The following is a 4,333-nucleotide window of genomic DNA, read 5'->3' as shown; positions in this document are numbered from 1 at the left end:
GCATATAAGGATGCCGTGGTCTCAGCCTATTTGAACGTCGAGGGCGAAGCGACATTTGTTCAATATGCTGCTGCCGACGAGCTTTCGGTTAACAGCGGCAAGCCTGCTGCTATCCTCGGCGCCGAGTGGAATTCGGCCCAGGCCGATATATTCGCCCGATTCAAGGCTGGCGAGATTGGTCGACCGCAAGCCGTCGAGGAAATGGCGACGCTATTCACGGACAAGCAGCCGAGCGCTGCGGACGGAACGTACGGGGAGTTTTATGGCCGGTTCGCGGATGAGCGATACGACCACTACGCGTCCACTGGTTCCCACTCCCCGGCTGAAACTCGCCAACCCGCACCAGCAAACAAGGGCCAATCCGCTCCGAACAATGGACCGCTCACCCGAGATGGCGTCAGAGCGACCCCGCTTGACCATGTGCCAGATCTCGTCATGGGCGATTTCCAGCCGACCCAGATTCCATGGCTTAAGCGCGAGCAGGTGGCCGAGCTGACGGAACAGCAGTTCCGCGACATGGATCAGGCCGGCTTGCTGCCCTATCTGACCAAGAGCCAACTGCGCGGCATCCCGAAGGCAAAGATAGGGCAGGTCAACATCGCGGGCCTCGACGGGAAACAGATTCCTTGGCTGACCGAGGGCCACTTCCGGAATGTGACCGACCAGCAGTTCCGGGATCTCGGCAAAGCCGGTTTGACGCCTCACCTGACGAAACCACAGTTGCGGGTGATAAAAGGAGACATGGTCGAGCTCGTCGACGTGTCGAAGTTGGAAGCGCGCCAGGTTCCATGGTTCAAGCCCGGCCAGGTTGCGAAGTTCACGTCACAGCAATTCAAGGATCTGGGCGAGGCCGGATTGCTGAAGAACCTCACCGAGCCCCAGGTTCCGGCGATCCCCGAAACCATGGTCGATTCCGTGGACGTGGCGAAGCTCGATCCCAAGCAGGTGCCGTGGCTGAGCGAGAAGCAGATTCCGGTGCTGAACCGCGATCATTGGGGTGCCTTCACGATCCACCACACCGAAGCCCTGACCCAGCCGCAGATCGAAGCGGTGACACCAAAACAGTTCGGGGAAATGAGCCCCGGCCAGTTCCGCAAGTTCACGCTTGAGCAGTTCGAGTGGATGAGTGGGGATCAGACGAACGTCCTCTCCGTGCTGCAGCTGACCACTTATCGGGCGACCCATAAAAAGGCGATGACGCCGGATCAGGCCACCAGCGTTGATCTGGCCCTCAGCCATGCCAGGACGCGGGAAAACACTCAGGCACTCGCCACCTTTGGCGGCATGTCGACCACCTCCGTCATGTTGTGGAGTTCGCTGCCGCCAACCTGGACCGCCACCGCCGGAGCGGTGGCATTTGGCGTGCGAGGCGTCGTTTTCGGTGCGCAGGCGCTCTTCCCCAACGCAACCGCAAGTCACAAGCCGTTCGGGCGATTCCTCAACGCGCTCGGCGGAGCCACATTCATTGCCGCAGCGCCAGGTGCCGCGACCGGGATGATCCAGGGTAAGGATCTTGTCGTCAACAGCACGTTCACGCTCGGCAACATCGTCTATGGCACGAAGTCGATGCTGCAGTCGTTCACCGGCAGACCGGTGATCCGAAACCTGGCCGAATATCTGGCTGGACCCGGCTATGTGCTTGGCTGCGCCTTCTATACGGTGCACTCCTGGCCGGCGCCGATCGCCACAGTCGCCGGCACCATGTTCACCTTCGGCTGCGCGGAATTCTGGGCGTCGGCTATAAGGACGGACCGGATGAATCGCCGTTCAGTACCGCGAACCGATGCTGATATCGCGGCGGCGGAAAAGTCCGACAAAAAATGGGCTGCATGGGACCGGTGGACTCTGGGCATCACCTTCGGCGTTGGGATGCTTCTTTTCTCACTGGACGCCCTGCTCGCAGAGCCTTGGGAGGGCGCGAAGACGACTCCTCCACCCGATCCGAAAAAACCGGATGGCGATGCATCGTCCCAGCAACCCGATGATCCTTCGGATGTCCCGGATGAGCCGCAAACCCCGCCGGAGGATTTCCCGCAACTTGTCGTGGTCGCCGATGACGGTCTGAATTTGCGGGCCCAGCCTGACGAGGATTCGACTGTAGCGACGGTTCTGCAACCCGGGACATTCGTCGAGCAGACCGCAAAGCCTTCGACCGATCAGTCAGGAGAGAGCTGGATACCCGTCGAAGGTTTTGGGCCGGACGGCGACATCCATAGCGGCTGGGTTTCCGGCGATCATGTCGAGGCTCATCCCGAGGGCAGCAGCAATCCTGAGGGCCGCACGAATCCAACGTTGGAGAAAGACGGCTACCAGTGGGTCGAAGTCCAGAATGGCGACAGCATTCGCCTGATCGCCAAGACCCATTCTGCGGATGTGGCGGAGACGGTGGTGCTCAATATGGATCATATCCTGAGCCCGGATGTGATCTTCTCAGGCGACCGCATCTACCTGCCGGCCACTTTCGTCGGCTGAGAAACCGCGGGCCTAAGCTTATCGGTTCTCGCAGCATATGCATGCGCAACACAGGCGGCCAGCTTTGCCGCCCGCTCCGCAATCGGATTGGATGGTTCGGAGGAGTAGGAGGCGGTAAACTGCAGGTCGGACGGGTGCCATTCGCATTCGACGACGCGCAGTTTACCGCTTGCGATATAGTCTTGGACGACTCCCTCAGGCAGCGAGGCTATTCCAATTCCGTTGAGCGTCATCTTGATGGAAGCGGCCAGGGAATTGGCCGGAAAGATGCGCGGCGTTTCTTCGAATTCGCCGGTGAGCTTGCGGTAAAGTTCGCTATAGGGTCGCGTGGTGCGCGCGTAGCTGATGATTGGAAACTGCATCAGGTCGTTGAGCGTCACCTTGCGTCGATTGGGCAATTCCAATTGCGGCGAGCAGACCCAAACAAGAGGAAACGACGGCATATCGATATTCTCGATGCTGTACTCCAAGACAGGGCCCATCAGCACCGCAAGATCGAGCCGGTGCGACATGAGTTCGTTGCGAAGGGTCGTCGTTGCATCGACGACGATATCGGTCTCGACAAGCGGATAATTTGCTTTCAGCGCCTTGAGGAAATCCGGCAGCCAAGTGTGCACGATCGTTTCGGCAACCCCAAGCCTCAACACCCTCGTCGTATCTGAAGTCTCTGAAAGAGAGCTGGCCATCAGTTGCAGCCGCTCCGCTACGCGCAGAACTCGTTGGGCAGGTGGTAGCAGCCGTTGTCCCTCGGCGGTCAGCCTGACCGTGCTGCTCTGCCGCTCGAACAGCTTGGCACCAAGCGCTTCCTCCAAACCGGCAATTCGGGTGGACACCGCCGGCTGCGTGGTGTTCAGGCGTTCCGCCGCCTTTCGAAAGCTTCCAAAGGTGGCCACCAGGAGAAAGGTTTCGAGCTGCTTGATGTTGAAAGGTATCACGACGGCAGGTCACTCATTTGCGGGCTTTCGGGGAGGGTGCGACGAACCATCAATGCCGTACAATGATCTGGGCACCGATCTTCACTCGGTCATAAAGATCGATGACATCCTCGTTGGTCATGCGAATGCACCCGGAGGAGTTGGCCTGTCCGACGGTCCATGGCTGGTTGGTGCCGTGGACGCGATAAAGGGTGTTGCCGATATACAATGCGCGCGCGCCCAATGGATTGTTCGGTCCTCCCTCGACATGCGCGGGCAGGAAGCGGCCTTTTGATGCTTCTCTGGATCGCATTTCGGCCGGCGGCCGCCAATCTGGCCAGTTCTTTTTGCTCGAAATCGTGGCGCGGCCGGACCACTCCAATCCCTCTTTTCCAACGCCCACCGTGTATCGCAGTGCCCTGCCGTTCCCCAGGATGTAGTAAAGCCGCCGCTCCGTGGTGTTGATCACGATCGATCCCTTCGGTTGAGCCTCGCTGAAATGCACGATCTCCCTAGGGATTGCCGACCACTCGGGCCGGATTTCTCCATCCGAAGTCTGGTCGGGAGCGGCAGGGGAGACCAGCACATTTCTTGCCGGATCGTAAGTCCAGCTTCGTGGATCATAACCGCCATTCGGTTGGGCCTGGGCTGGCGCCATGGCGGCAATCGATGTGGCGGCTATCAGAACTGATGCGCACAATCTCCGGATAAAGCGCGGGCTGACCAGGACTTTGCGTCCCGCAACGCTGAGGGGAACAGGCAAGTTCGCCAGCCGGATCATGATTGCCGCCACCAAGAACGATCCCTTCTGCCTCCAGGCGTTCAGCCGGCGATCACCTGATTCCAGCGCGCACCATATCGCTTTGCTGACGGTTCGCAACATTTGGCACCAAATGCTCGTGCGCAATCCAATTGGACTTCCAATTCTGCGATGCGCACGATAGAGT

General features: G+C 59.5%; 3 protein-coding genes. 1 reads left to right on the top strand and 2 read right to left on the bottom strand.

Going from position 1 to position 4,333, the window contains the following annotated elements; all coding sequences use genetic code 11:
* Positions 1-30 precede the first annotated feature (30 nt).
* The gene (locus EOA86_RS24170) at positions 31-2,472 is read left to right on the top strand and encodes an SH3 domain-containing protein (RefSeq protein ID WP_128343972.1); all 2,442 of its coding nucleotides are present in this window, start codon (positions 31-33) and stop codon (positions 2,470-2,472) included.
* Here the strand turns inward: EOA86_RS24170 and EOA86_RS24165 are convergent.
* Both EOA86_RS24165 and EOA86_RS24160 read right to left on the bottom strand, forming a co-directional pair.
* A complete protein-coding gene (locus EOA86_RS24165) occupies positions 2,445-3,407 on the bottom strand; it encodes a LysR family transcriptional regulator (RefSeq protein WP_127313662.1) in 963 nt (320 codons plus the stop codon). The two genes, EOA86_RS24170 and EOA86_RS24165, sit on opposite strands and share 28 nt — an antisense overlap.
* A gap of 49 nt (positions 3,408-3,456) precedes the next feature.
* Positions 3,457-4,044, bottom strand: coding sequence for a L,D-transpeptidase (locus EOA86_RS24160; RefSeq protein ID WP_128343970.1), 588 nt, complete (start codon positions 4,042-4,044; stop codon positions 3,457-3,459).
* Between the last annotated feature and the right edge of the window lie 289 nt (positions 4,045-4,333).

The organism is Mesorhizobium sp. M5C.F.Ca.IN.020.32.2.1, from assembly GCF_004023105.1.
Lineage (GTDB): Bacteria > Pseudomonadota > Alphaproteobacteria > Rhizobiales > Rhizobiaceae > Mesorhizobium > Mesorhizobium wenxiniae.
Note: the sequence above shows the minus strand (reverse complement) of the source record. Positions and strands in the feature narration are given on the sequence as shown.

Bases quoted from the DNA above. Each gene is read 5' to 3' on its own strand.
- EOA86_RS24160 (WP_128343970.1), bottom strand. From the start codon at position 4,044: ATGGCGCCAGCCCAGGCCCAACCGAATGGCGGTTATGATCCACGAAGC.